This window comes from Pseudovibrio exalbescens (assembly GCF_028737195.1).
In the GTDB taxonomy this organism is placed as follows: Bacteria; Pseudomonadota; Alphaproteobacteria; order Rhizobiales; family Stappiaceae; genus Pseudovibrio; species Pseudovibrio zosterae.
The window spans coordinates 830528-855607 of sequence record NZ_JAQZAJ010000002.1 but is presented as its reverse complement, the minus strand read 5'-3'; the positions used below and the strand labels follow the sequence as shown (position 1 = coordinate 855607).

The window sequence follows — 25080 nt, the reverse complement described above, 5'->3', positions numbered from 1 at the left end:
GTTGTTTCTATTGGCTGAAACGGGCCTGCAGCATGTCAAAGAGCGCACGAATGCCCTGAGCTTCTCCTCCTTGGGGCTTGATGTCTTTCTCCATCGGCGTCCAGCCATAGATATCGAAATGTACCCAGGACTCGCTGTTCTCGACAAACTCCTGAAGGAACAGAGCTGCGGTCATGGATCCCGCGAACCCCGATCCAATGGTGTTCATGTTGCAAATGTCTGCCGTCTTCGACCCAATGTACTCGCGATAGGGCTTCCATAACGGCATACGCCACAGAGGGTCCTGAACCGCTTCACTATGAACCGCAATCGTCTCAGCCAGTTCTTCATCATCCGTATAATACGGAGGCAGATCTGGCCCAAGCGCAACACGGGCAGCTCCGGTCAATGTGGCCATGTCGATCAAGAGTTCAGGTTTTTCATCATCTGCATAAGTCAACGCATCGGCCAGAACCAAGCGCCCTTCTGCATCCGTGTTGCCGACCTCTACCGTGAGTCCTTTGCGACTGCGCAACACATCTGATGGTCGGAAGCTACTGCCCGAAATCGCGTTCTCTACAGCTGGGATAAGAACCCTCAGCCTGATTGGCAGTTTGGCCGCCATGATCATTGCCGCCAGCCCTAATACGTTGGCTGCTCCGCCCATGTCTTTCTTCATGAGCAACATGCCGTTGGCTGGCTTGATGTTCAGGCCTCCGCTATCAAACACGACGCCCTTGCCAACAAGCGTAACTTTTGGATGACTCTCATCGCCCCATCGAGCGTCTATGAGACGGGGAGCCCGATCACTCGCCTTGCCCACGGCGTGGATCAGCGGAAAGCCCTCTTCCAGTTGCTTGCCCTCAGTTACTTCAATACTGCCGCCGTGGTTGGTGAACAGTACCTTCGCTTCGTCCGCAAGCTCCGCTGGACCCATATCATTGGCGGGCGCGTTGATCAGGTCACGGGCGATCTGCACTCCGCTCAGAATCGGCGCAAGGGCCTCCTGAACACTACCCTCTGAAACCTTGAGCTGTGATGCGGATTTCTTGTTCTGCTGGTAGCTGGAAAAGCGATAGGACGCCAGAGCAAAGCCAAGAGCAAAGCTGACCGCGTCTTCAATCCCGCTCTCCAGCTCGTATGTTGCCACCGGGGCATTCCGAGCCACTGAGGCACCAAGGTGCATGGCATTCGGTTCCGTGTCACCCAAGCCCAGTAACAGGACGGCTTTTCTGCCCTGCGTGCTGGGAACCAAACACAACATCCCCTCTGCTGCGTTGAAGCCGTTTAGAGCAACCCAATCTTCGGCACCATCACCTAGCTGCTTTACCCGGTCTGCAAGCTGGACCGTTGAAACGGCAACGACTGCAACGGTGTCGTCATTTGCACTGGGAGGCAATATGGCGTTCTGCACTTTCTTACTCCTGAATTGAAGGATTTGACCGCATAACGGGCCATGGAATGGAGGGTTTGCCAGAACCTATCGCTCTGCGCCGACCGTAGCAAGATCGAAGCAAGGCACACCCTGTATTACCCTCATATGAGCAACGCTGCTCCGGGGTGTTAACCGCTAATTAGGGTTAATGCTTCACTAATTATCTGCAGTTCTCACAATCTTGAATTCAGGGGCGAACATGATGGCGCAGCCACTTTCGACAGCACGCACCAAGAGTGCATCTTCAAAGGTGAAGTTTGGCTGCGCGCTGGCTGTAGCCGTTGTTAGCCTTGCGCTTTTGGGTGGTTGCAATACGACACGGAGCGGGCCGGTTGCAGCCAGTCACTCGACGAAAAGCCTTGCTGCTGGGTCTCCTGAACTGGAACGTGCTTTGTCTTATTGGGGCAATAGCTACAAGCGAAACCCCAAGGACAAGCAGTCCGCTATGAACTATGCGGCGGCGCTTCGCATTAACAATCAAGGCGGGCAGGCGGAAGCGATCCTACGAAAAGCTGTTATTGATAACAGCGGGGATCCGACTGTCGCCTCTGCCTACGGAAAAGTGCTGGCGGAAAACGGAAAGCTTCAAGAAGCCTTGGGTGTTCTGGACAATGCCATTGATCCCACCAATCCTGACTGGCGCATGCTGTCCGCCAAAGGCGCGATCTATGATCAGCTGGGCCAACCACAACAAGCGCGGGAGCTCTACAAACAGGCTCTCACGATCGTCCCCAATGAGCCAAGTGTGTTGAACAATCTTGGCATGTCCTACATCCTGACGGATGAGCTGCCCGCTGCTGAGCAGGCATTGAAGCTGGCCATGAACCACCCAAATGCCACCAGTCGTGTGCGCCAAAACCTGGCTCTTGCCATGGGATTGCAGGGCAAATTCGACCAGGCACGATCAGTGGCTGAAGCAGAGCTTGATCCAAAACAGGCAGAAGCCAACATCGCCTATCTGCAATCGATGCTCCAACAGCGCATTTCGAGCCGCCAGTCCGGCTAGAAAGTATCAAGTACCTGTATCACTGCAGGCCCCATGATCACAAAAAAGAGCACTGGCAAGAAAAACACAATCATCGGAACTGTGAGCTTTGGCGGCAATGACGCGGCTTTTTTCTCGGCTGCCTGCATGCGTTGAAGCCGATTTTCATCCGCCATGACGCGCAAGGCAAAGCCAAGCGACGTACCGTATTTTTCCGCCTGATTGAGGGCCAATACCACGTTCTTCACGCCGTCCAAGCCCGTACGCTCCGCCAAGTTGTTGTAGGCGACGGACCGATCCTGAAGAAATGACAACTCCGCATTGGCGAGGGCCAGCTCTTCTGACAGCTCGATGGATTGAATGCCAATCTCTTCGGAGACACGTTTGAAGGCCGCTTCAATTGACATGCCTGATTCAACGCAGATCAGCATCAAATCCAGTGCGTCTGGCCAAGCTTTGCGGATTGATGTTTGGCGTTTTGATATTTTGTTTTGAACATAGATGTTTGGCGCATAAAAGCCGATGGCTCCGATTGCAGCGGATATGCCCAGTCCCATCATTGAGCTTAGCGAACCGCCCAAAAGAACCAACGTATACAATAGAGACGCCAAAGCGAGCACGATTGGCATAACAATGCGCATGAACAGAAATGTATAGAGTGGTCCTGTTCCTCGAAAGCCGGCCATCTTCAGCTTTGCGGAGGTTTGCTCGTTCGACAGAAGTTCTCGCAAGTTGTACTTGTCGACAAAGTCTTTGACGTTTTGCTTCGGCTTGTTTCGTATGTTTGCTCGCTGGGCTTCTTTTTCTGCCGCCAGCCGCGCACGTTCTTTCGCCCGAATGTTTTCGCGCTCGAGCGCGACGGTTTTCATGCGGGACTTCAGGTGATCGCGCTCCAATAAAGGCAATGCAATGGTGATAATCGTGCCAGCAACTGCAACCGCCACACAAAGTGCAATCAACGTTTCCTGATTGAGTAACGAATGAAGTGACACTTGCTTGCTCCTAAGCCTCGAAATTGATCATGTTGCGCATGACAAGAACACCGACAAGCATCCAGAACAAACTACCAGCGAGAATGACGTTTCCCGCGAAAGTATTGAAAAGAATTTTGATATAGTCCGGACTGAGCAGAAAGATTGCCCCACTGACAAATAACGGAAGCGAACCGATGATTGCAGCCGATGATTTGGCCTCTGCGCTCATGGTCTTGATTTTCCCTTTGAGGGCTTTTCGTTCTCTGAGCACCTTGGAGAGATTGCCCAATGCCTCAGATAAACCGCCACCGGCCTGAGACTGGATCGTGATCACGATAGCGAAGAAATTTGCTTCAGCTACTGGCACGCGCTTGGCCAAACCGTGAACCGCTTCAGAAATCGGCACTCCCAGCTGCTGGGCATCAACCATCCGCCCAAACTCCGTTTTCACCGGTTCCTGACCTTCGGCTGCAACCAATCGAATGCAATCTCCAAGAGGCAAGCCGGCTTTTACGCCGCGCACAATTACATCCACGGCATTAGGAAACTCATCTAGAAACATGCGCAAGCGGCGTTTCCGCAAAAATCCAATGTACCAGCGAGGCATACCAAACGTGCCGATAAAACCCAAAGCCAAGACCACAAGAAGGCTCTGCCCCAACATATAGGTGAATGCGGAGAGACCTAGGCCAAACACGATACTGTAGATGTAAAACTTCTTCTTGCTGAGGCTCAGCCCAGCCTGAGCCATCCAGTCGCTAAACGCTGGCTTGTTCGCGTTCTTTTTCTTCTGCTGCAGTTTCTCTTCGTGAACCTTTAGCTGATCCTGAATGGACTTGCGCCGCTGAGCTCCCTCGACCTTGGCCTGTGCCGCGACAGCAGAACGTCCATCTGTCGACATGACGCTTTTTAACCGCTGCTCTCTGCGTTTTTCGCTCCCAAACAACGGGAGCAGCACGACATAAAGCACCCCGCCGACAGCCAAAGTCACCAACAAGGCGATTGTGAAACCAAATACTGCGGGTTGAGCCAGAAGGTCAGCCATTCATTGCCTCTCCCACATCTGAGGCATCAAGACACTGGGCGAGACGCTGCTCTTCGTTGAAGTAGCGTGCACGCTCCCATAGCTGTGGTCGGCCGATGCCAGTGGAACGATGGCGTCCCGCGATCCTGCCATTGGCGTCTTCACCGAGAATGTCGTAGACAAAGATGTCTTGGGTCGTAATCACATCCCCTTCCATGCCCACGACTTCTGTGACGTGCGTAATGCGACGTGAACCATCGCGCAAACGCGCCGCCTGCACGATGACATCAACGGACCCGACGATCATCTCGCGGACAGTGCGCGCGGGGAGTGTATACCCTCCCATAGCGATCATGGATTCCATACGCTTTAAGCATTCGCGCGGCGAGTTGGAGTGGATCGTACCCATCGACCCATCGTGGCCTGTGTTCATGGCCTGCAGCAGGTCGAATACCTCTGGGCCACGGACCTCACCAACAATGATGCGTTCAGGTCGCATACGAAGACAGTTCTTTACCAGATCCGTCATCGTGATCTGCCCTTCACCTTCCAGGTTGGGAGGGCGTGTTTCCAGACGAACCACGTGAGGCTGTTGCAGCTGGAGTTCCGCACTATCTTCGCAGGTGATAATGCGCTCAGTGCTGTCGATATAGCGCGTCAAACAGTTCAGAAGCGTTGTCTTACCCGAACCGGTACCGCCGGAAATGATAACGTTACACCTGACGCGCCCAATAATCTCCAGAAGCCGGGCGCCTTCAGGCGAAATCGATCCAAACTGAACAAGCTGGTCGAGAGTAAGCTTGTCTTTTTTGAACTTACGAATTGTGAGAGATGGCCCATCAAGCGACAATGGCGGAGCGATGACATTGACGCGTGACCCATCTGGCAAGCGCGCATCGCAGATCGGGCTGGATTCATCAACACGCCGCCCAACCTGTGACACGATGCGCTGACAGATGTTCATCAACTGCTTGTTGTCGCGAAACTGAATGCCCGTTTTCTCAACCATACCATTGGTTTCGATAAAGACGGTTTCCGCGCCATTGACCATGATATCTGCAATATCATCCCGAGCCAGCAACGGTTCCAAAGGCCCGTAACCCAAGACATCATTACAAATGTCATCCAGCAAATCTTCCTGCTCGGAGATCGACATAACCACGTTTTTCAGCGCGATAATGTCGTTCACGACATCCCGGATCTCATCGCGTGCGTCTTCCGGACCAAGCCGCGACAGCTGCGAAAGGTCAATGGCCTCAACCAACGCGTTGAAGATGGAAGACTTGGTCGCGTAATACTCGGGCGATCTTCTGGAGCTGTTCTGCTTCGGCGGCTCTGGGGTTGGCTCAGGCTTCTTGACTGGCTCAACTTTTGCCGGAGAAGCTTGTGGCGCTGCATACGCAGGCTTTGGCGGCGCAACAGTCGGACTTGGGGTCACACTGGGCGCGGCCTCGGGTGCGCCCGACATCTGTGACGGTGCTTTGCGAGGCTGATCACCATTGTTACCGCGGCGTCCGAACATTTATACGCGCTCCCTACACTGCCTAGGCTTTGGATTTCTTGAGTTTCGAGAAAATTGAAGACAGGGCAGATTGTTTTTTTCTTCCAACTTCTCCCCTGCCCGTCACAACCCGTGCCATGTCTTCAAACAGGCCGCCAACTGCGTGTTTTTGATCGAACTCGCCGATCATTTGTCCGTTATTGGAAGCTGTGCCAAACAGGCCCGGATCAAACGGAATAGATGCAAGGTTTTGAACATCCAAAGCTTTGCTGAACTCGTCTGGCTTGATCTCCGGGCGTTTTGGAATAGTCACCTTGTTCAGAACCAGATACGGACGAATGTCATTTGGTCGAAGCTGCACCAGCGCATCCACCAAGTTCTTTGCATTGCGCAGATTTGCGAGATCCGGCTCAGCGACAACAATCACGATATCCACGGTTTCCAGCAGGTGCCGAACCCAAGCGTTCCAGGTGTGCGGAAGGTCCAATACCACGGTGGGCGTGCTGGATCGCATGGTCTCGACAAGCTGATCGAAATGCTCCTCTGAGAAGTCGTAGGGCTTGTCCAGTGAAGCAGGTGCAGCAAGGAAACTTAGCCGTTCATTGCACTTGGAAAGCAAGCGATCAAGAAACGTCTGGTCAAGACGTTCTGGCGCGGAAACGGCCTCCCACATTCCTTGAAGCGGGTCTTGATTGAAATCCAGACCCGCAGTCCCAAACGGCAAATCACAATCGGCAAGTGCAACATCCGTTTCGAGCCGCTTGGAAATAACCCAAGACAGATTGTGGGCGATGGTGGACGCTCCACAGCCACCTTTGGCTCCGATAACAGCAATCGTCTTACCGAGGGGCTCGGCTCCGGGCTCTGCATAAAAGCCGCTGATTGTCGCGATGAGCTGGTGGATGCCTATGGGGCCGAGCAGATATTCACTTATGCCACGGGCCATCAACGCGCGGTACAGTTCCACATCGTTGATTTGACCTATCACCATGACACGCGTGCCAGGATCACACACATCTGCAAGCGTATCCAGCTCGCGAAGCAGCGCTTGGCCGTCCAGCGTCGTTTCAATGATCAACAGGTTCGGTGTTGGTGCGTTCTCATACAACGCAACGCATTCCGACAAGGAGCCTTGATTTACACTGGTGTGCGCTTTGGACATCCGCCGATCGGAGGACGCTTTTATCAGCGTTTCATAAGCCGCCTCGGTTTCACAAAACGCGGCGATTGACACGCGAGGAACTGCGGCAGTTTCGTAGCTTTGGTTTGGCTCAAACGCCGGAGTTGAACCAACCTCTGACATATGCAGCTGATCTGATGCATTACTGTTCATTGCGTTGCCTTTTTAGAGACTTTCGCTAACTTGTGCGCCTACGCCCTCTTTGTACTGAGAGGGCGTTTGCTGTCCGGTGCGATACTTGCCGAACATGTCGCGACGCTGCTGGACATCAACTGGTGTCTCAGCCCGCGGCTGCACCAGATCGGCGGGGTTATCAATCATTGCGGCTAGGTTCGCTTGATAGGAGCAGCCGAAGTTGTCGGGTGTGGTGTTCTCCATATCTCCGACCAGGTTTTCCGGCCACTCGCCGCATTTGTGAGGAACCACTGCTTTGGTGCGCGCAAAGGACAACCGGATTGGGGCTGAAGCATAGCTGTCATCTACCGGGTAGGCCCTTGTCACAATCCGAGAGGGTTCAACCCCACCCATTTTTAAGGCGCTACGGATTTGCGGGGTGACTGCTTTTGCAGCCGCCTCATTAGCCGAACCCGAAGGCACAAGCACCTCAACGTACCCATTTCCCTCAGCCTTCGCTTGTTGGCCGAAAGCCATAATCGTGGAACTGAGTTGTCGGTTGATGTTGCGGGTATTCCCGCCCAACGGGATGTCGAAGTTCTCGGAGGCCTCTGTCAAAATTATTGGGTGCTTCTGACGATAGTCAAAATCGGCGAGTGAGACTGGCTGTTGCGGCTGCGCGCTCTGGCAGCCAACAAGCAACGCCGACACCAAGCCAACTACACTAAGTCGTGTCGCCATGGAACTCAGGTTGGAGCCATCTCGTCTCTGTTTATTGAAACTCATCTCTCCGACCCCTACTCGTAAATGTAGCCAATGTCACCGTGGTAGCTGCCTTTGAGGGGCACCTCTCGGTTGTTGTAGATGCGATTGAGTTGATTGAGGAAAATCGTCGAGCTATCATCCGGCTGCACCAGATTGTCAGTAGGACGGGAGAGCTGCGCGCTCGCCACAGGCCGGACCACATAGGGCGTTACAAACACAACAAGTTCGGTCTGCTGGTTGCGGAAGTCACGGCTCTTGAAGAGTGTCCCCAAGATCGGCAGAGCTCTGAGGCCGGGAACTCCATCAATCTCCTGCGCGTAATCCTCTTTCAGCAAGCCTGCCATGACCAGCGTGCCACCTGATGGCAGCTCCACAGTAGACTCGGCACGGCGCACCTTTAGCGCCGAGACGGCAATGCCGCCCGTAATGCTCACTGCACCTTCATTTGACAGCTCGCTCACCTCGGTCTTAACCCGGAGACGGATACGGCCTTCGGACAAAACAACCGGCGTGAAGTCCAACCCGACACCGTAGGGCTTAAACTCCAAGCTCACCTCGTTGTCGTCATAGGCCACTGGAATTGGGAACTCACCACCAGCAAGGAAGCTTGCGTTTTCGCCAGACACAGCAACAAGTGTGGGCTCCGCCAGTGTTTTGGCAACGCCGTCTTTCTGCAAGGCACGGACTTGGGCGGTGACGCTCGCATCACCGGAAATGAAAGACCCGATTGTAGTGGATTGATTTACTACAGATGGATTTACGTTAAAGCCGGGCTGCGAGTTGAAACCGGCACCAAAGTTCCCGGAGGAGACACTCGCTGTCAGGTTAACGCCCAACTGCTTGACCACACTGCGCTCTACTTCTGCAACGGTCACTTTGAGCTGAACCTGATCTCGTTCAGCAACGTTGATCGCGGAAACAAGCTTGTCGTCATCTGAGACGAATTTTGATGCGATATCTGCCGCCATCTGAGCGTCTTGAGCAGATACAGCCAAGCCGGACAGAACAACTGTCCCATTCAACATTTCGACTTCAATGTCCGAGTTGGGCAAGAGGCGATCAATCAAGCTTGCAAGGTCGGAGGCATCCTGCTCTACCCGAATCTTGAAGGACGCAATCTGCCGACCACCAGAACCGAAAAGTACCAAAGTTGCCTGTCCAACCTCGTTACCGAACACGTAGATCTTCTTGTTGGTTCGCACGACAGCGTCGGCAATGCCCGGATTGGAGACGAGGACGTCTCGAACCTCTTCGCTGGAGTTAAGGATGACGGACCGGCCCAAGCCAACAGCCAAGCGCTGTGTCTGGTGGGCCGCTGCTACATCAATGTTAACTTCCGCAGGAAACGCCGTTTGCGCAAAGCTTGCACCACCTTGGGTGCCAGTTAAAACCAGCATCGCGCAGATCAGCACCAACCCGAACTTAGCAGCGGCGACTCTGACGCGGTCGATTGCAGGAAACTTTTTAATCAAATGATTCATGTGACTACTGCCCGCTGGAAGATTGGGAGGAAACACCAAACTTCACGAAATTGATGGCACCACGTTTTTGGGGCGGTTCCTCGCCCTCGCCATAAACGTCACGTGCACTGCGCAGCGCGAGTGACAAGGTTCCAGCCTGCTGCGCCCGCGTGACAATTTCTGCCTGATAGGGCGAAAGCTCCAAGGTCGCTGTGTTATCCGGCGTCATTGCCTTATCATCACGCTCGCCTTCGGTGGTCGTGTCGATCGCCAGAACGCGAATATTCTCCAGAATGGTTTCGCTGAGATACCCATCCGCGCCTTCAGTGGAGCGCGTCAGGATGAGGTCCACCTTGTCACCGGGAAGAATGAAACCGCCCGCGGTGTTGACCGCATCCACGGAGACGGCGACAGCACGCTTTCCTTTGGGCAGGATTGCAGAGAGGAACCCGCTATCGGTATCAATGATCCGCTCTGAGCGGATAGGCTCACCGGCAAAAATCGCGGATCGCGTGATTTGCCCAACCAGCTCCGACGCCGCTTCCGGGCGCGCATCGCGGCGAATAGCGCCATCAGCAATCGCCTCTTCCGGCCATTTGACCCACTCAATGTTTTCGGAGGCTATACGTTGGCCCAGCTGCAAGTCGGCTGTCGCAACAAGTATCTCGCCAGTTTCAATTGGCTCAGCTTCTACAACGACAGGAGCCGGTGGCTCTGAAGACGTCATGCTCAAGACAAGCATGGACGCAATCAAGCCCGCTCCCAACGCGATACCAAGAACAACAACTCGCGCCATATTCATTTTGAGACCAGCCCTCTCGATCAGGGAAATTTCGCAATTGGTTAACCTTAACCTGCTGCAAAATGGTCAAGACATGGTTAATTGTGACTAGTATTTATTTGTAATTGGTGCAGCCAAGATTTCAGAAAACCATAAAACAACTCCACCAACACATGTAAGCCACATGCGTTTTGAGGAATTTACTTTCTGTTAACAAACAAAGTGGATTGGATTAGAGAGCAGACAGTGCGGCGATCTGATCAAACCACGCACTTGTGCCGTAGACCTGCAAAGCCGCAAATGCGATTGCGATTCCATATGGCACACCCGTCTTCTTGTTGTGCAACCGTGAGATCCAAGTTTGCTTTTCCATAAAAAGCGGCAGGACCGGGAAGCTTCTGAAGAGCAGAACTGCGATTGTCAGCACACCGCCGTAAATCGCCATAAGCAGCAAAAACTCAACGGACGCGACAGAAAAACCAAGCCACAAGGCAACGCAGGCCGCAAACTTCGCGTCCCCGCCTCCCATCACACCAAGCGCGAACAGACCGAAGCCCGCACCAAGCACAATGAGTGCCGTTGCGAAGTGAATACCCACGGTTTCGAATGACATGCCGGCAAGCGGAGCCAGAACAGCAAAGCCTGCTATCAAGGCAAGAGAAATGTAGTTGGGGATGGTCATCGTGAAGAGATCACTGATGGCGGCATAAATCATAATGAAAGGAAAGAAAACAAGAAGCGCTGTAGCAAGCATAGAATCCACCGGAGCCGAAAGCATCTCCAATCGCTTATTGGATAAAATTGCAAAGATCGAATTAACGTACCGCCACTTTAAACTGGTTAATCCTGCTAATAGCTCTCATTCGGTTGCCAGTGATTGGGTCGGCATCAACATGGCATCAATGCCGTCTGCCGTAGTGCTTTGAACTTGCTCATTCTCAGGTGCTGCGGGCGCATAGACCTGATTGAGGCCACAGATCGTTATCATGGCCAACGCGACGATGCCGCCTATCAATCCATATTCAACTGAGGTTGTGCCGGAATCTGCTGCAAGAAATCTGGAGAAACGTTGGCCCATACCGCACCTTTTTAGCGTGAAGCATGGGCCAGAGAATTTTCGAAGGTGTAAATCTGCCTCAGACAAAAGCAGAAACTTGCCACTTTGGCTAATAACCGGTTCTTGGATCAACCACATTTTGAAGCGGTCTTCCGGCTTCAAATGCCTTGATCTGTTCCGCAACGTAATCTGACAGAGCTTCTGGATCACTTTCAGCGGCCACATGAGGCGTGATCACGCACCCCGGCGCGTCCCAGAGGGGGCTTTCCGTTGCCAAGGGTTCGTCGGCAAACACATCCAGACTCGCGCCTTTCAATGTTCCCTCCTGCAACATCTTTGCAATGTCAGCTTCAACCTGTGTGGCACCGCGACCCGCGTTGATGTAGACCGGCCCGCCCAGCGCGCCGTCCTGCGCAAGTTTTGAGAGGAGTTCTCCGTCTACCAGCCCGGTTGTTGCCGTTGTGTGGGGCAGGAGATTCACAAGGATATCGGTGTTTGCAAGGAAGGCATCAAGACGCTCGTCACCCGCATAGGACTTTACGCCCTCAATGACTTTTGACCTTCGCGACCATCCTGAGACTTTAAATCCGAGACGGGACAAAGCACGTGCTGCATCTCCGCCCAGCTCACCAAGCCCGAGCAAGCCGACACGAACGTGCTTCGCGGCAGGTTGGCGATGCCCCTTCCAAAGCCGGTCTGCTTGCTGTGCATCATATGTCAGATGACTTCGATGGTGCAAAAGCACTTGCAACACAACCCATTCAGTCATTCGCGCTGTGAGATCAGGATCAACGATGCGCACGACTGGAGCCTCTGGAAGGTTATCGAGTTTCATCAGATGGTCGACACCAGCGCCAAGCGAGAAGATGGCTTTCGGCGCTTTGATCGTTTCAAAAACGGCTTCTTCCGGCTTCCAAGCCAGCACATACTCAACATCTTCAGGGAGGACCGCACCTTCTTGCCAGATGACGACTTCTTTACCCGGCAGACGCTTTCTCATGCGCTCTGCCCATTCTTCTGCATCAAAGTTCCGCACTGCTATGACTAAAGTCATTCACCAATCCCTGTTCCTAGTACTAAATCTGATCAGTCTTCGAATTCGGCCAGCGCTTGCCGCTTTCGATTGACATGGAGCCGTGTCACATCTGGGCGGCTGTAGTGGCCAGCTGGATCAAAATTCTGCCGCTCACCTCGAACCAGAGAGTGGTCCAGAACGGCGGTGATCAGCACCTCATCGCCCACTTGCGGCGGCACAACCCAGCTGCCATCCGGAGCGGCAATACAGGAACCCCCGTTAGCCAGATAAGGCTCGCCTTCAGAGAGGATTTCATCGCGTGCGGGCGTTTTCTCCGGACAATCTTCTGGGCGCATCAGCCCGGACGCCGAAAGGACATAGCTGCGGCTTTCCTTGGCAATGAAACGAGTCGTGTCTTCCGTGTTGTGGAGCCCTCCTGGCCACACTGCCACATGCAGGTCTTCGCCTTGCGCATAGAGCGCTGCACGGGATAACGGCATCCAGTTTTCAAAGCAGTTCAAACCACCCACCTTGAACGGTTCAAGCCCGTGGACGCGCAGACCGTGCCCGTCTCCGGGCGCCCATGCCAAGCGTTCTTCATAGGTGGGCTGGAGCTTGCGGTGAACGGACCCGAATTCACCCTGATTGTTTATGTAAACCAAAGAGCAATAAAGGCTATGTCCGCTTCGATCCGGAGCCCGCTCCATCACACCGAGATACACAGCCATGTCGCCCGCCTTGGCTGCTTCGCAAACACCATCCAGATCACCTCTCTCGATGGTGACGCTTTGATCGACATAGTGTGCATACAACGCTTTTTGCTTGGCATCATTGAACCGCGCACCATCAGTGCGCTCAAGCCAAAATGGATAACCCGGCACCATTGCTTCGCCGAACACCACCAGCTTACATGCCTGCTCAGCCGCCTGATCTATGCAGTCGATCACCTTGTCCAGCGTTTCCGCTCGGTCCAACCAGATGGGCGCAATTTGCGCTATGCCAACCTTGAGGTGTTCTTGCTTGTTGGGAGAGAGGACCGTTCCAGTTGCTTCTACGAGTTTCATAGCCAAGCCCTTCAAACTGCGAATATCTGTTCGTCGCTCTGAAAGCCTTTGAACTCAAGAGCGTTGCCAGATGGGTCGGAAATGAAGAATGTACCCTGTTCGCCCGGCTCTCCTTGGAAGCGTACCTTTGGCTCAAGGATCCAGCTCACCTCGGGAAACTGCTTCAGTCGCTCCGCAAGCGCGTGCCATTGTTCCATGGTCAAAACAACGCCAAAATGGGGAATGGGCACAGCATCTCCATCAACCGCACCAGAGCCCGCATTCAACGCGAAGGATTGAGGCCGCAGATGCGCGGACATTTGATGCCCAAAAAGGTCGAAGTCCACCCATTTTCCGGGACTTTCACGACCCACGGTGCAGCCCAGCACATCGTGGTAAAAACGCTTCGTACTGTCCAAATCGGTAACTGGAAATGCAAGATGAAATGGCCGGCGCATGAGAATCTCCTCTCAACTATGGGTAATACCCTACCCGTTAGATGGCCAAGCCGTCAGCAGCTAATTGCATTATGCGGTTAAGAAAAAACTCGTCGCACCTGAGGTTCACCGACCGGAAAAGAGCGGCGGCAGTTCGTCATCTTCAAGTGTTGTTTGGAGCGGCTCGGGCGGCCTTGTCCCCTCATGGTGCTCAGCACCCAATCCCAAATCAACGATGCGTTGCCCTCTGCGCTGTATCTTGCCGCTGGACGTCTGGATCTGTTCAAGGTCGCGGGCCGTTTGGCTGAAGTGGCTTTGCAGCTTTCCCGTTCGTTCCGTTAGCCGCGCTACATCTTCCATCAGATGCGCTACTTCTTTTTGAATGACGTGGGCCTGCTCACGCATGCGTGCATCTCGCAGGACGGATTGCACGACCTGGACCGACAGCATCAGGAGCGAGGGAGAAACAATCACCACACGGGCCCGATAGGCACGCTGGACGAGGTCTTCGAAATGCTCATAAATGTGCGCAAAAACGCTCTCGGAGGGAACAAACATGAGAGCGGTTTCCTGCGTTTCGCCATTCAGCAGATACTTACTGCTGATGTCGTCAATGTGCCGTGCAATGTCCCGGCGGAAACGCGTCGCTGCCTGTTTCTTTTCATCCGCAGTTTCTGCGGACCGCATGGCCTCAAAAGCTTCCAATGGAAACTTGGCGTCTACAACCAGTGGCGGCGCGCCTGAAGGCATATGGATCAGGCAATCAGGTCGCGAGTTATTGCTCAGCACCGCCTGAAAGGCATAGTTGGACGGAGCCAACGCATCCTCGATAATGGCTTCCATCCGCCCCTGTCCGAACGCACCTCGCGACTGCTTGTCAGAGAGTACCTGTCGCAGGTTCACCACCTCGCCAGCCAAAACTCCCATGGACTTTTGGGCCTGATCCAAAGTTGCGAGCCGCTCATGCACAGCGCGCAAGCTGTCGTGCGTATGCTTTGTGGACTGCATCATTGACGAGCTCAGCGATTTGCCGACGCCCTCAAGCCGCTCGTTCACCACGCGCAGGAGATCCGATTGCCGAGAACCGAAGATCTCTGCCATCGTCTGCATGCGACCTGTCATCTCAGACTGGCTCTTGGCCAGCTGAGACATCATGTGTTCCATCTCTTCGGCCCGGCGCTCTGCCAAAGCTCTTTGTCTTTCAGCAGTTCGCGCATTTTGGCGCATGCGAACACCAAACCAGAGCGTCACCATTCCAGCGAAAAACACAAGTATGGCAACGGCTTGCTGCAACGAGAAGCTGAGAGATCCAAGAGTAATGAGTGGTTCTTGCGACATGAAACAAACATAGAACGATTCTGACGCAAGAACCATTCACTGATCTCGGCAAGCCCTCGCTCGCGCACAGCTCAGAGCACCTTCAAGCTGGCGAGACGCCTAGCGACCGCCAGACACATCGAGAATTGCACCAACACAGTATGAGGATTGATCTGACAGGAACCACATGATGGCCTCTGCAATCTCATGGGGTTCCGCCACGCGCTTGATGGGAACATACGGCGCCAGGTTCACAATGCGCTCTGGATCACCGGTGCTTTCGTGCAGCTCTGTAGCCGTTAGGCCCGGACGCACACAGTTTACACGGATGCCATCTGCCGCCACTTCCTTGGCGAGGCCCTTGGTGAAGGAATCAATGGCGCCCTTGCTGGCTGCATAGTCCACGTTTTCTCCGGGGGCTCCGTGCTGAGAGGCAACTGAGCTGAGGTTCACGATCGCCCCACCATGGCCGCCGTTGGTACGCGACATGCGCCGCACAGCTTCCTTGGCGCACAGAATTGAACCCAGCACGTTGATGCGGAACACGCGCTCAAGCCGTGCGAAGTCCATGGTTTCCAGCCGCATGTTCGGGCTCATGATACCGGCGGAGTTTACCAGCCCGCTGAGATGGCCCAGCTCTTGCTCGCACCGATCGAACATGCGGGCAACTTCATCCTCGCGGCTCACATCCGCTTGAACCTTTATGGCCATGCCGCCATTTTCGGTTACTTTAGCAAGTACTTGGTCAGCAGCCTCTTCATTGGATGTGTAATTCACACACACACTAAATCCACGCTTTGCCGCAAGAACGGCCGTGGCGGCGCCGATTCCCCGACTTGCACCCGTAATGACGACAGATCCTAAAGACATTTGTATCTTTCCTCCTGTATTATTGATTGGGAGCCCTTCGGGCCGCGGCAGTGTGCGTCAACCATATGGTGCATGTCCATGCTTGGAGGGAAGATTTATCCGCTGAGCACCTCCAAATGTCTCGTTGACGTGGGCAAGGTAATCCCATATCTGAAAGCTATGACGACACGCGAGATTGTAATCCTGCCAGACGCAGTTCTGCGCCAAAAGTGCCTCCCGATCACGGAGGTAAACGACGAAATTCGCCAGCTTGCCGATGACATGCTGGAGACCATGTATGCAGCGCCGGGTATTGGCTTGGCAGCCAGCCAGATTGGTGTGCTAAAGCGCATCTTTGTGGTTGATGTTGCAGAGCGTGGCGAGGGTGAAGAAGACAAGAAAGAACCTCGTGTCTTTATCAATCCGGAGATCACTTGGAGCTCAGAGGAAACAGCGCCATACCAGGAAGGCTGTTTGTCTATCCCGGAGATTTACGAGGAAGTTCAGCGTCCAATAGCCATCAAAGTAAGCTACCTGAACCGGGATGGTGAAGCCTGCGAACTGGAAGCTGACGGTTTGCTTGCGACGTGCATTCAGCACGAGCTGGATCACCTCGATGGTGTGCTCTTCATTGATTACTTGTCACGTCTCAAGCGGGACCGCATCATGAAGAAGTTCCAAAAAGCCGCGAAAATGCGGGCCTAGAGAACCTATTTGAAATCCAAGCACGAGCAGTGTGGCGCCTTCGGGCGCCATTTTTGTTTGTTGCCGTTTTTGGGTACTCTTCCAAATTCATAGGTCTGGTTGGTTCCCTTGAACGGCATATGCTTATAAGAGTGCTGCAACATCCATTCAGCCGAGATCAGGATCATCATGTCACTTCGTATCGTTTTCATGGGCACCCCGGAGTTTTCAGTTCCAACCCTGATGGACATCGTCGGGCAAGGGTGGGACGTGGTCGCGTGCTACAGCCAGCCGCCACGAAAGGCTGGACGCGGCATGGAACTGCACAAGACCGCTGTACATGAAGCTGCGGAAAGCCTTGGCATTCCGGTCTACACACCCACGTCCCTCAAGAGCGCTGAAGAACAAGAGTTTTTTCGCTCGCATCAAGCGGACGTTGCAGTGGTTGTGGCCTATGGACTGATCCTTCCGAAGGCCATTCTTGAAGCACCAGAATACGGCTGCCTGAACGGCCATGCTTCCTTGCTGCCACGTTGGCGCGGCGCGGCCCCGATCAACCGCGCCATTATGGCTGGTGACACGGAAACAGGCGTACAGGTGATGAAGATGGAAGCTGGTCTTGATACTGGCCCCGTCTGCATGAGCGAGAGCATCGCCATTACCCCAGACATGACAACGGGCGAGCTCCATGATCGCTTGTCTCCATTGTGCGGTGATGTGATGGTACGCGCACTTTCTGCGTTGTCCCGCGGCGGGCTAACCGAGACCGTTCAGAGCGAGGAAGGCGTCACTTACGCCTCTAAGATCGACAAGGCAGAAACCCGCATTGACTGGAGGAAGCCAGCTGCGGAAGTTCATAATCACATTCGCGGCCTCTCACCTTTCCCAGGGGCGTGGACTGAAATGACTTTCGGCACAAAGAAAGAGCGTGTGAAGGTTCTGCGCTCCTCTGCTGCAGAAGGTTCAGGGACCTCTGGCACGATCTTAAAGGCTGAAGGAGATGAGTTTATTGTCGCCTGCGCTGAGGGTGCCGTAAAACTTGCCTTGCTTCAGCGCGCTGGCAAGAAAAGCATGAGCGCAGAGGAGTTTCTGCGTGGCGGCCATTTGGATACAGCAGTGCCTCTGGTCTGACACGGTGCTTTTTGGGAGACCAGCATGACCTTGGACAGCCCGCAGGCTTGGAGGCCCGCTCTGCAGCGCATCTTTGCGATCACCCAACGCGATCCCAAAACGCTTCAGGAACGCACGCTGAAGCTGAGCGAAGAAGTTGGAGAGGTTGCCCAAGCGGTCCTGAGTGCCACAAAGGCTCCCGGCACTGAATACAAGTCGCTGGATACCTCGGATGTGCGCGAAGAAAGCGTTGATGCGCTCATTGTCTCACTGGCGATACTCGCGCACACTTGTGAATCCGATGCCCAGTTTTTATCTGAGCTGGAACGGCTGATTGCGCTAAAGTGCGCAAAATGGGAAGCAACACTGCAGAAAGACAGGACATGACCGACGCACCTTTTAGTTCCGAGCACGTTGCAACGCTGCGCACCGTTCAGCCAGAGGATCACAGCGCTGTTCGCGCGCTCGTTGAAAAGTGCTTCAAGCGGGATCTGGAAGCAGATCTTGTCGACGACTTGCGTAACTGTGGGATGCTTGTCGTTGAGAAAGTCGCCGTTGACCCGTCTGGCGAGATCGTCGCTCACGTGGCCTATTCGCGCGTGACAGGTGCCGGTCCTGGTCATCGCCTCAACATCACCTGTCTCGCACCTGTCTGCGTGGAACCTGGCATTCAAGGTCGCGGGATCGGTGCCTATCTCATTCGCGAGAGCATTGATGACCTGCAAGGGATGGGTGAAGATCTTGTTCTCGTTCTGGGTGATCCGAACTACTACCCACGCTTCGGGTTTGATGCTGAGGTGGCCAAGAAAGTCAGCGGGCCATTCGCAGGTCCAGTGTTCATGGCGCTGCCTTTGACAGCTCAAGGGCGCGATGGCTTGCCAATTGAAGTCAGCTACGCAACACCTTTTCAAAAGCTTGGTTAGCCAAAGCTGCGCTATAGCGCCTACACCAATGGGAACTACTCGGCTTCGTCTGCACAGCGGGTTGCGCTCGCACACGATTGAGGGTAACAGGCCTCAATCAAAAACGCGCTCCTACTGAAAATACAAAAACGGTTCACCAGCACTCATGCCTCGCTACAAGATTACAGTTGAATATGACGGACGCCCTTTCGTTGGTTGGCAACGGCAGGACAATGGACCGACTGTTCAAGGTGTCATCGAGCGGGCCATCAAGTCTTTCTGTGGTGAAACGGTGACCATTGGCGGAGCGGGGCGCACAGATTCAGGTGTCCATGCTACCGGTCAGGTGGCGCATCTGGACCTTGAAAAAGATTGGCCGGCGGAAACAGTCATGAATGCGCTGAACTTTCATGCGCAGCCGGACCCTGTTGCCATACTTGCCTGCGAAAAAACCGGCGTGGGGTTTGACGCCCGCTTCTCAGCAATACGCCGTTACTACCGCTACCGCATTGTGAACCGGCCCTACCCTTTGACCTACGACAAAGGCTTGGCGTGGCATGTGAAGCCTGAGCTGGATGCAGACGCCATGCATGAGGCAGCGCAAGTGCTCGTTGGCCATCACGATTTCACCACCTTCCGCCATACGCGCTGTCAGGCCAAGAGCCCGTGGAAAACCATGGAACGGATGGCGGTGTACCGCCGAGAAGAAAACGTATTTCTTGAATGCTCGTCACGCTCGTTCTTGCACAATCAGGTGCGCTCCATGGTGGGTACGCTAAAACTGGTTGGCGAAGGGCGATGGACAAAGGAAGATGTAGCACAGGCCCTTGAGGCACGTGACCGCAAAGCCTGCGGTCCTGTCGCCGTAGCGGAAGGCCTTTACCTCACTCAAGTTGACTACCGGTCTCCAGAGGAGGACGCTGCATCGCTGGCCGAGTATCAGGCTAGCCTTGCTGCAAGCGCCACTCCTGCTTCTGAAGAAAAAGCCTAGTTCAGTTTAGGCTTGTCCTCGAACCGAACAGCCTTTCGATAAAGGTGCCAAGTGGTATGACCCAGTATTGGCAATGTCACGATCAAACCGATGAACGCTGGGGCCATTGATGCCAGCAGAATGAGAGTGATGGCCCACCCCCAACCGATCATGACAACGGGGCTTGCGAGCACCACTTTAACGCTCGTAATCATGGCGGTAATGAAATCGTAACTCCGGTCCAGCAACAGGGGAAATGACACCACTGTTAGTGAGAACAGGATCAGGGAGATCAACGCCCCCACAACATTTCCGACCACAAGGAACATGAAACCCTGGGGCGTTGTGAACATTACTTGCAAGAACTCTCCGAAGGTCGAAAAACCGCTAAATCCCAAGAAAAGCGCCAGCAAAAGCCGCACTTCAAACATCCACATGAGCAGAATGAAGATGACTACAAAGGCCATCCAGGCAAGCTCTCGGCGATGTTGGTCCCACATGATGCCCAGTACACCGCGCCATGACAGTTCTTCATTCTTCTCAAGACGCCGGGAGACTTCGTAAAGGCCGACTGCAATGAAGGGACCGATCAGCCAGAAACCAACGGCGAGCGGATAACTCAAGTGGCTTTGATTGTAAAAGAAGCTCATCAGCACGATCATGTTGCCGCCAATGGCAAAAAAGCATCCAAAAAACAAACCGTAGAGCGGTTGCCTTCTGAAGTCTTTCATACCCAACTTAAGCGCATCAACAATATCGGCTATCTCGATCTTGTTAACGACTGGTATTTGTCGCTCAGCGGCATCGTCCAGATGCGTCGCCTGGCCAATATGATCTCTGACCATGTTTAACTCCCTCTACGTTTCTCCCAAACATAGAGTGCCGTTAAACGCGGCCATTTTCCAGCTTACTTAAGGTAAATTTCTTAGTTATTTAGTCACAAGGAAAACAGTTGGTCGACAATCTGCACGATAAACAGGCTCAAGATAAAGTCTAGGACCACAAGGCCAATTGCCAAGCCCGCCCCTACCGAAAGCGCAATACGCGCCACAGTAAAATGGACCCAGAGAACCCAACCCACCACGAACAGGCTGAGTGTCAGCAGCATGTCGGCATTCAGAACACCCGCCAAATAGAGAAGGTTCAGAGCCGCATGGGGGATCACGACCACCAGGGTCGTCCAATTGCGTACAGTCACATAGGCGCCGTAGGTATTTCGAACGGCCAATAGGGAGGCCAGAAACGCGAGGATGATTGGAAAGCCGATCCAATCCAACACTAATGTGAAAAGCTTTGGCAGCGGCAACAAGCCGCCGCCGTTGGCCGATAAAGGCTCACCCAGCTCTTTTCCGAGCTGAGCCTCTGTTACGTTGCCAAGCATGTAGAAAGGCAATACGTACAGCAATACCGTGAACGAACGCCAGAAGCCATCAGCCGACAAGTCGAAATAGCTCATCCCCTCAGAGCGGCCTTTAACAAGCAGCCAGGAGCCTTGGACAGAGTGTCTGACTTCAGTCAGTGATGGCAACATGCAGCAAACCCCCTAAGGCGTTCTAAAATCAGGATGCGAAGTAGTCATTGAGGAACCGGCCATAGATCACGGCCAGCTCTTCCAGATCCTTCACGGCCACTTGCTCATCCACCTTGTGCATGGTCTTGCCTACCAAACCGAATTCGACCACAGCGCAGTAGTTTTTGATGAACCTTGCGTCAGAAGTACCGCCACCTGTCGAAAGCTCCGGACGACGCCCCGTAACCGCCTCAACCGAGGAGGACAGCTTCTCAATCAGAGCCGTATCATGTGTGAGGAAACTATCGCTATTGTCTTGCTTGAACTGCAGTTCCCAGTCCAGCCCACGCGGAGCCACTTCTTTCAGCAAGTCTTGCAGGTGGGTTTGCAGGCTCGCTACAGACCAGGTGTCATTGAAACGAACGTTAAACTTTGCTTCCACCTTGGCCGGAATAATGTTGGAAGCAGCATTGCCCACATCAACGCTTGTGATTTCGAGATTGGAAGGCTGGAAGCGCTCGTTACCACGATCCAGCTCTATGTTGGCAAGTGCGCTCAGCAACTTGAGCATGCCGGGGATCGGGTTCTCCGCAAGATGCTGGTAGGCCACATGACCTTGCACGCCGCGAACGGTGATTGCCCCTGAAAGCGAACCACGGCGGCCAACTTTTATGGCATCTCCCAGCGCGTCCGGATTGGTCGGTTCGCCCACGATACACGCATCGAACTCATACCCCTGTTCTTTGGCCCACTCCAGCAGCTTCACGGTGCCGTTGATGGCAGGGCCTTCTTCATCACCCGTTATGAGGAATGAGATTTGACCGGGAATGCCTTCCGGATGAGCCTTTACATAGGCCAGTGCAGCTGCAGCGAAGGCAGCAACGCCACCCTTCATATCTGCAGTGCCACGACCATGGAGCATGCCATCAACAATCGCCCCCTCAAACGGGCCATGGGACCAAGCAGCTTCATCCCCAACCGGCACAACATCCGTGTGACCGGCAAAAACGAAATGCGGTTTACCGCTGCCAATGGTTGCAAACAGGTTCTCGACGTCAGGAGTACCTTCCTGCGAAAATATTGGGCGGTGCACTTCGAAACCCGCAGGCTTCAGCAAGTCTTCAAGAACTTGCAATGCACCAGCTTCAGCAGGCGTTACAGAGGGACAACGGATAAGGTCGCGGCAGATTTCAACCGCTGGGGAAAGCTGTTCAGTCATACGCCTTCATGTAGACCCAGCCCTACCCGCGGTCAATCTATAGTTCACTGGTCAGAATGAACAATTCTCAACTGCCACAGTATGCTTGCCTATGTTGAGCTCTTGCGCTCCGGCACACTGTTTGGTCTCGGGCCAAATCGGTTGGCGCCGGGCTGGCTTGGTTGCAAGCCCACGAACAGCACTACGGGAATGCTGAGCAGCGGCAAAAACACCAGCAGCGCGAACAGCCCACTCCATCCACGGTCATGCAGGCGCTTTACAACCAAAGCCACCTCAAACCATTTGGAGAGCATCACCATGATCGGCAATATGCCGTTGGAGGCCATGACCATATTGATCAGATCAGCAGTTGGTGTCTGCGCGTCTGCCTGATTGAGCACTGTGCCCGCGCTGACATAAAACGCGAGAAACATAACGCACCACATGAGCGCCATCGCCAGCCAGAACGGCTCGCGAGACACGCGCCCAACCGGGCTGAAAAAAAGCCAAAGAATTCCAAGTTTCCGGCCTGCCGCCTTCGCCATTGCCACTTCACTTACTGTTGGATCACCATGGGCAGTGATGTACGCGCTCTGCCCATGGTATTCAAGAGGCATGAATTAAAGAAACGCAGCATTTTGCGGCATTTTTCAATAGGTTAGCCTAAGAAACATTCGCCCCTACCCGCGGGCATTTGCCTTTGCCTCCAACGCGTTAGCCCTGCTCGAAGCCGGTAAGCACATTCACGCAGTTGATGCCGAGGTCCTCAACCGCATATCCACCTTCCATGACAAACAAACAAGGTAGTTTCAGTTGAGCCAATCTCTCACCGATCCGATTGAACTCGTCGGTCTTCAGCTTGAACTGTGAAATTGGGTCCTTCTCATAGGTATCCATGCCGAGCGACACCACCAGCACGTCTGGCCCATAAGCCTCGATCTTGGAACATGCGGTGTTCAATGCGTCCGACCACGCGTCCCAAGGCGTTCCATGAGGCAAAGGATAGTTGTGGTTGAAGCCTTCACCCGCTCCAACGCCACTTTCATCTGCATAGCCAAGGAAATAGGGAAACTCGACCTTGGGGTCTGCGTGGATTGAAAGAAACTGCACGTCTTGGCGGTCATAAAACAGCGCTTGCGTGCCATTGCCATGGTGATAATCCACGTCGAGCACCGATACTTTTTGGGCTCCGTTGTCCCTTAAGTACTGAGCTGCGACGGCTGCGTTGTTGACGAAACAGTAACCACCGAAAAAACGATGGTGGGCGTGGTGCCCGGGCGGGCGGCACAACGCAAAAGCACTCTTTTCGCCGCCGGATATCATTTTTGCACCAGTAAGAGCCGTTTCAGCGCTTTTGCGGACAGAGGTCCAAGTGTATGGGCCGATCGGAGTACCGGCATCGAAAGAATAGAAACCTAACTTGCCATCAATCTGGTCAGGGACAATATCGGCCCGCAATTGTCGTACTGGCCAAACAAATGGAAATGCTTCTTCTTCGGTGCGGCCTTCGGCTTGCCACATGGACCAGAAGTCACTCAGGAACTCGATATAGTCCGCCGCGTGTACCTTCAAAATCGGGTCCAGGCTGAACGCGTCGGGCTCGCGGATCTCACCAAAAGATACGTCCTTCAAACGGTCCACCACCATTTGCGCGCGCGAGGGAATTTCCTTTGCGGGCTCGAGCTTACCGTCAGAAACCTCGAAGCGCGGCGCATGGAGCATTTGGTCCGGAGAAAAAATTGTCTTCAAATCGGGCTCCCACTAATGACCAGCCACCCCGGCGAGCCGGTCATCGCTCTGAAGCAGCCTTATGAAAATCTGAACTCGGTTCTTTGCTTGTATATCTCACCGGGTCTGAGAATTACATTGGAAAAATCATGCTTCTCAGTACCTTCCGGCCAACCCTGAGGTTCAATGGAAAACCCCTGACGTGTGCGTCGCGACAGAGCATTACCTTTAGATCCTTCGAAAACCTCGCGCCCTTCTTCGTAGAACAGGCCGGGCTCCGTAGACCAGACTTCCATTTTGGTTCCAGTTGTTTCCTCATGCACCACGGCGGACAGTTCCGGCACCTGCAAGCGGTTCAGACGCATGTAGTAATTGGCGTTCAACTGCGTTGCTCTGTGAGGGCGCATTTTATGGATGTCCCTCAGATCATACGGCGTGCCAGCTACATCAGCGATTTGAATGAATGGAACCCGCCCAGATGACAGGGAGGTGTACCCACAGGCCGGGATGGAGATTTCGTGAGCACTGAGTTCATTGTCAGGGTTGAGGTTGAAAACACCATGAAAGCGCGGATTAAAGACGACTTCATGCTCGCATGCCCCCTCCAACTCGATCTGAAGCGTGTTGTTGGGTGTGATCGTGTAACGGCAGGAGATTTCAAGAAAACCTGTATGAGGCACATGTTGAGAGGGGATATTCAGTGACAGTTGAACGCTGTCTGCACTTGCCTCATCAAGCGTCCAGAGGTGACGCGCAAAGCTGGTGGCCTCACTTCTTTTGCCGCTTGCCTCATTCGCTCGTTGCAGCTTTGGCCCATCAGGGCCGATGATGGCTCCAAGCTCAGGCGCATGATGAAGGTAGTCCTCAATGCTATCGAAGCCCACTGCCACGTCTCGGCCTTCAAACCTCAAACGTCGCAACACGGCCCCATAAGTGAGGATGTTTGCCGACAGCTCGCCGCGCCGGATCTTGATCTCCTGTACTTCCTGCTGATCCGCAAGTCGCCCGAAAGACCTGATTGTCATGACCCTACTCCCAGCTTTGAGACCTGCCCTCCTCTCA

General features: G+C 54.0%; 27 protein-coding genes. 6 read left to right on the top strand and 21 right to left on the bottom strand.

The features are described from left to right. Window positions 1–7: 7 nt before the first annotated feature. The gene (locus tag PUV47_RS09210; RefSeq protein ID WP_274218234.1) at window positions 8–1393 is read right to left on the bottom strand and encodes a leucyl aminopeptidase family protein; all 1386 of its coding nucleotides are present in this window, start codon (window positions 1391–1393) and stop codon (window positions 8–10) included. 223 nt (window positions 1394–1616) lie between these two features. Between PUV47_RS09210 and PUV47_RS09205 the strand changes: the two genes are divergently transcribed. Continuing rightward, window positions 1617–2420, top strand: a complete 804-nt coding sequence (locus tag PUV47_RS09205) for a tetratricopeptide repeat protein (protein ID WP_274218233.1) — start codon at window positions 1617–1619, stop codon at window positions 2418–2420. Here the strand turns inward: PUV47_RS09205 and PUV47_RS09200 are convergent. The 14 genes from PUV47_RS09200 to PUV47_RS09135 form a co-directional block, all read right to left on the bottom strand. After that, on the bottom strand, window positions 2417–3391 hold the full coding sequence (locus PUV47_RS09200) for a type II secretion system F family protein (RefSeq protein ID WP_274218232.1): 975 nt from the start codon (window positions 3389–3391) through the stop codon (window positions 2417–2419). The genes PUV47_RS09205 and PUV47_RS09200 overlap by 4 nt on opposite strands. Window positions 3392–3401: 10 nt before the next feature. Next, on the bottom strand, window positions 3402–4418 hold the full coding sequence (locus PUV47_RS09195) for a type II secretion system F family protein (RefSeq protein WP_274218231.1): 1017 nt from the start codon (window positions 4416–4418) through the stop codon (window positions 3402–3404). Continuing rightward, a complete protein-coding gene (locus PUV47_RS09190; RefSeq protein ID WP_274218230.1) occupies window positions 4411–5919 on the bottom strand; it encodes a CpaF family protein in 1509 nt (502 codons plus the stop codon). The genes PUV47_RS09195 and PUV47_RS09190 overlap by 8 nt, the downstream gene beginning before the upstream one ends. A gap of 22 nt (window positions 5920–5941) precedes the next feature. Further along, the gene (locus PUV47_RS09185; protein ID WP_274218229.1) at window positions 5942–7231 is read right to left on the bottom strand and encodes an AAA family ATPase; all 1290 of its coding nucleotides are present in this window, start codon (window positions 7229–7231) and stop codon (window positions 5942–5944) included. 12 nt (window positions 7232–7243) lie between these two features. After that, window positions 7244–7978 (bottom strand): CpaD family pilus assembly protein, encoded by a 735-nt coding sequence (locus PUV47_RS09180; RefSeq protein ID WP_274218228.1) that lies wholly within the window; start codon window positions 7976–7978, stop codon window positions 7244–7246. An 11-nt stretch (window positions 7979–7989) separates the two neighbouring features. Beyond that, window positions 7990–9438 (bottom strand): type II and III secretion system protein family protein, encoded by a 1449-nt coding sequence (locus PUV47_RS09175; RefSeq protein ID WP_274218227.1) that lies wholly within the window; start codon window positions 9436–9438, stop codon window positions 7990–7992. 4 nt (window positions 9439–9442) lie between these two features. Further along, entirely contained in the window at window positions 9443–10219 is a 777-nt protein-coding gene (cpaB, locus tag PUV47_RS09170; RefSeq protein WP_274218226.1) for a Flp pilus assembly protein CpaB, read from the bottom strand. A gap of 211 nt (window positions 10220–10430) precedes the next feature. Continuing rightward, window positions 10431–10952 (bottom strand): A24 family peptidase, encoded by a 522-nt coding sequence (locus PUV47_RS09165; RefSeq protein WP_274218225.1) that lies wholly within the window; start codon window positions 10950–10952, stop codon window positions 10431–10433. A gap of 105 nt (window positions 10953–11057) precedes the next feature. After that, window positions 11058–11276, bottom strand: coding sequence for a Flp family type IVb pilin (locus tag PUV47_RS09160; RefSeq protein ID WP_274218224.1), 219 nt, complete (start codon window positions 11274–11276; stop codon window positions 11058–11060). 88 nt (window positions 11277–11364) lie between these two features. Further along, a complete protein-coding gene (locus PUV47_RS09155; RefSeq protein ID WP_274218223.1) occupies window positions 11365–12309 on the bottom strand; it encodes a 2-hydroxyacid dehydrogenase in 945 nt (314 codons plus the stop codon). Between the two features lie 32 nt (window positions 12310–12341). Continuing rightward, a complete protein-coding gene (locus PUV47_RS09150; RefSeq protein WP_274218222.1) occupies window positions 12342–13334 on the bottom strand; it encodes a carbon-nitrogen hydrolase family protein in 993 nt (330 codons plus the stop codon). 11 nt (window positions 13335–13345) lie between these two features. Next, on the bottom strand, window positions 13346–13771 hold the full coding sequence (locus PUV47_RS09145; RefSeq protein WP_274218221.1) for a VOC family protein: 426 nt from the start codon (window positions 13769–13771) through the stop codon (window positions 13346–13348). 105 nt (window positions 13772–13876) lie between these two features. Beyond that, complete coding sequence (locus PUV47_RS09140; protein WP_274218220.1) at window positions 13877–15088, bottom strand: DNA recombination protein RmuC; 1212 nt, start codon at window positions 15086–15088, stop codon at window positions 13877–13879. A 99-nt stretch (window positions 15089–15187) separates the two neighbouring features. Further along, the gene (locus PUV47_RS09135) at window positions 15188–15937 is read right to left on the bottom strand and encodes an SDR family oxidoreductase (protein WP_274218218.1); all 750 of its coding nucleotides are present in this window, start codon (window positions 15935–15937) and stop codon (window positions 15188–15190) included. Window positions 15938–16096: 159 nt separating this feature from the next. On the opposite strand from PUV47_RS09135, the gene def reads away from it, so the two are divergent. From def to truA, 5 genes are all read left to right on the top strand, one after another. Next, window positions 16097–16621: a peptide deformylase gene (def, locus tag PUV47_RS09130; protein WP_274218311.1), complete on the top strand. Its 525-nt coding sequence runs from the start codon at window positions 16097–16099 to the stop codon at window positions 16619–16621. A gap of 168 nt (window positions 16622–16789) precedes the next feature. Beyond that, complete coding sequence (gene fmt, locus PUV47_RS09125; protein WP_274218217.1) at window positions 16790–17731, top strand: methionyl-tRNA formyltransferase; 942 nt, start codon at window positions 16790–16792, stop codon at window positions 17729–17731. Window positions 17732–17755: 24 nt separating this feature from the next. After that, window positions 17756–18097, top strand: a complete 342-nt coding sequence (locus PUV47_RS09120) for a MazG-like family protein (RefSeq protein WP_274218216.1) — start codon at window positions 17756–17758, stop codon at window positions 18095–18097. Beyond that, the gene (locus PUV47_RS09115) at window positions 18094–18633 is read left to right on the top strand and encodes a GNAT family N-acetyltransferase (protein WP_274218215.1); all 540 of its coding nucleotides are present in this window, start codon (window positions 18094–18096) and stop codon (window positions 18631–18633) included. The genes PUV47_RS09120 and PUV47_RS09115 overlap by 4 nt, the downstream gene beginning before the upstream one ends. Window positions 18634–18778: 145 nt before the next feature. Further along, window positions 18779–19603, top strand: coding sequence for a tRNA pseudouridine(38-40) synthase TruA (gene truA / locus PUV47_RS09110; RefSeq protein WP_274218214.1), 825 nt, complete (start codon window positions 18779–18781; stop codon window positions 19601–19603). On the opposite strand, the gene PUV47_RS09105 is transcribed toward truA, so the two are convergent. From PUV47_RS09105 to PUV47_RS09080, 6 genes are all read right to left on the bottom strand, one after another. Further along, complete coding sequence (locus PUV47_RS09105) at window positions 19600–20427, bottom strand: DUF2189 domain-containing protein (RefSeq protein ID WP_274218213.1); 828 nt, start codon at window positions 20425–20427, stop codon at window positions 19600–19602. The two genes, truA and PUV47_RS09105, sit on opposite strands and share 4 nt — an antisense overlap. 92 nt (window positions 20428–20519) lie before the next feature. Continuing rightward, window positions 20520–21113 carry a hypothetical protein gene (locus PUV47_RS09100; RefSeq protein ID WP_274218212.1) on the bottom strand — a complete coding sequence of 198 codons (594 nt, stop codon included), beginning with the start codon at window positions 21111–21113 and terminating at the stop codon, window positions 20520–20522. A 28-nt stretch (window positions 21114–21141) separates the two neighbouring features. Beyond that, entirely contained in the window at window positions 21142–22311 is a 1170-nt protein-coding gene (gene dapE / locus PUV47_RS09095; protein WP_274218211.1) for a succinyl-diaminopimelate desuccinylase, read from the bottom strand. Window positions 22312–22400: 89 nt separating this feature from the next. Further along, on the bottom strand, window positions 22401–22835 hold the full coding sequence (locus tag PUV47_RS09090) for a DUF805 domain-containing protein (protein WP_274218210.1): 435 nt from the start codon (window positions 22833–22835) through the stop codon (window positions 22401–22403). A 169-nt stretch (window positions 22836–23004) separates the two neighbouring features. Beyond that, a complete protein-coding gene (locus PUV47_RS09085; protein ID WP_274218209.1) occupies window positions 23005–24039 on the bottom strand; it encodes a histone deacetylase family protein in 1035 nt (344 codons plus the stop codon). A gap of 59 nt (window positions 24040–24098) precedes the next feature. Beyond that, on the bottom strand, window positions 24099–25043 hold the full coding sequence (locus PUV47_RS09080; RefSeq protein WP_274218208.1) for a hypothetical protein: 945 nt from the start codon (window positions 25041–25043) through the stop codon (window positions 24099–24101). Window positions 25044–25080 lie beyond the last annotated feature (37 nt).

Bases quoted from the DNA above. Each gene is read 5' to 3' on its own strand.
- PUV47_RS09150 (WP_274218222.1), bottom strand. From the start codon at position 13,334: ATGAAACTCGTAGAAGCAACTGGAACGGTCCTCTCTCCCAACAAGCAA.
- PUV47_RS09080 (WP_274218208.1), bottom strand. From the start codon at position 25,043: ATGACAATCAGGTCTTTCGGGCGACTTGCGGATCAGCAGGAAGTACAG.
- PUV47_RS09190 (WP_274218230.1), bottom strand. From the start codon at position 5,919: ATGTTCGGACGCCGCGGTAACAATGGTGATCAGCCTCGCAAAGCACCG.
- PUV47_RS09100 (WP_274218212.1), bottom strand. From the start codon at position 21,113: ATGTTGCCATCACTGACTGAAGTCAGACACTCTGTCCAAGGCTCCTGG.
- PUV47_RS09090 (WP_274218210.1), bottom strand. From the start codon at position 22,835: ATGGCGAAGGCGGCAGGCCGGAAACTTGGAATTCTTTGGCTTTTTTTC.
- PUV47_RS09195 (WP_274218231.1), bottom strand. From the start codon at position 4,418: ATGGCTGACCTTCTGGCTCAACCCGCAGTATTTGGTTTCACAATCGCC.
- cpaB (WP_274218226.1), bottom strand. From the start codon at position 10,219: ATGAATATGGCGCGAGTTGTTGTTCTTGGTATCGCGTTGGGAGCGGGC.
- def (WP_274218311.1), top strand. From the start codon at position 16,097: ATGACGACACGCGAGATTGTAATCCTGCCAGACGCAGTTCTGCGCCAA.
- PUV47_RS09160 (WP_274218224.1), bottom strand. From the start codon at position 11,276: ATGGGCCAACGTTTCTCCAGATTTCTTGCAGCAGATTCCGGCACAACC.
- PUV47_RS09175 (WP_274218227.1), bottom strand. From the start codon at position 9,438: ATGAATCATTTGATTAAAAAGTTTCCTGCAATCGACCGCGTCAGAGTC.
- PUV47_RS09180 (WP_274218228.1), bottom strand. From the start codon at position 7,978: ATGAGTTTCAATAAACAGAGACGAGATGGCTCCAACCTGAGTTCCATG.
- PUV47_RS09115 (WP_274218215.1), top strand. From the start codon at position 18,094: ATGACCGACGCACCTTTTAGTTCCGAGCACGTTGCAACGCTGCGCACC.
- PUV47_RS09140 (WP_274218220.1), bottom strand. From the start codon at position 15,088: ATGTCGCAAGAACCACTCATTACTCTTGGATCTCTCAGCTTCTCGTTG.
- PUV47_RS09155 (WP_274218223.1), bottom strand. From the start codon at position 12,309: ATGACTTTAGTCATAGCAGTGCGGAACTTTGATGCAGAAGAATGGGCA.
- dapE (WP_274218211.1), bottom strand. From the start codon at position 22,311: ATGACTGAACAGCTTTCCCCAGCGGTTGAAATCTGCCGCGACCTTATC.
- PUV47_RS09145 (WP_274218221.1), bottom strand. From the start codon at position 13,771: ATGCGCCGGCCATTTCATCTTGCATTTCCAGTTACCGATTTGGACAGT.
- PUV47_RS09105 (WP_274218213.1), bottom strand. From the start codon at position 20,427: ATGGTCAGAGATCATATTGGCCAGGCGACGCATCTGGACGATGCCGCT.
- PUV47_RS09185 (WP_274218229.1), bottom strand. From the start codon at position 7,231: ATGAACAGTAATGCATCAGATCAGCTGCATATGTCAGAGGTTGGTTCA.
- PUV47_RS09135 (WP_274218218.1), bottom strand. From the start codon at position 15,937: ATGTCTTTAGGATCTGTCGTCATTACGGGTGCAAGTCGGGGAATCGGC.
- PUV47_RS09120 (WP_274218216.1), top strand. From the start codon at position 17,756: ATGACCTTGGACAGCCCGCAGGCTTGGAGGCCCGCTCTGCAGCGCATC.
- PUV47_RS09205 (WP_274218233.1), top strand. From the start codon at position 1,617: ATGGCGCAGCCACTTTCGACAGCACGCACCAAGAGTGCATCTTCAAAG.
- fmt (WP_274218217.1), top strand. From the start codon at position 16,790: ATGTCACTTCGTATCGTTTTCATGGGCACCCCGGAGTTTTCAGTTCCA.
- truA (WP_274218214.1), top strand. From the start codon at position 18,779: ATGCCTCGCTACAAGATTACAGTTGAATATGACGGACGCCCTTTCGTT.
- PUV47_RS09165 (WP_274218225.1), bottom strand. From the start codon at position 10,952: ATGCTTGCTACAGCGCTTCTTGTTTTCTTTCCTTTCATTATGATTTAT.